Source organism: Vibrio ordalii ATCC 33509 (assembly GCA_000257205.1).
Taxonomy (GTDB): domain Bacteria; phylum Pseudomonadota; class Gammaproteobacteria; order Enterobacterales; family Vibrionaceae; genus Vibrio; species Vibrio ordalii.
In genome coordinates this window covers 1-728 of record AEZC01000147.1, presented here as the reverse complement: position 1 = coordinate 728, position 728 = coordinate 1, and the positions used below count along the sequence as shown (strand labels likewise).

Here is a 728-nt window from a genome sequence, read left to right as displayed (position 1 = left end):
ATATATTTTTAGTAGTGGATGTGGGGCTGATGCCATGTCGCAGAAAGGATTCATTCACGCAAAGATAAGAAAAGATAATGTTGTATTTAATATTATCGCAACACATACCCAAGCTGATGACAATTCATGTTCTATATCAGGACTTACACCTGAAGAGATAAGAAATCAGCAATTCACTGAAATAAGAAACTATATTATTGATAAAAAAATACCAAGTAACGAAATGGTTGTAATTACAGGTGATCTAAATGTTAATAAAGGATCGCTAGAATTTAAAAGAATGATTGAATTGCTTAATGTTTCAGAACCGGATAGCTATGCAGGAGCAGATTTTTCTTGGGATCCAAATATAAATACATTAGCATCTAAAAGTTTTCCAGACCTAAACGGACAACTACTTGATTATATTTTAGTAGATAAAGATCACCTACAGCCACCCTATTGGCACAATCAAGTACTCGATGTGGAGTCACCTCGAATTACTTTATCTGGAACTATAGAAAATTATTATGCTTATGACTATTCAGATCACTTTCCTGTTACTGCTTTTGTATATGCAGATGAGAAAACACCCACGAAAAGTTTTCGTGTGAATAATTCTCCTTATAATGCTGTTTCATTGCAGCATGTCGATACTAAACAATATGTTCTCGCTGATCCTAAGTATGCGCCCCATGATCCCACGGGGCGTTTTAGTATGAGAAGTTCCAAGGAAGCCCCCTCTGGCA

The 728-nt window shown here is 35.7% G+C and carries 1 protein-coding gene; it reads left to right on the top strand.

The genetic code is table 11. From position 1 onward, the window contains the following. On the top strand, positions 1–728 hold a 728-nt coding region (locus VOR_RS18855; protein WP_010319690.1), incomplete at both ends, for an endonuclease/exonuclease/phosphatase family protein.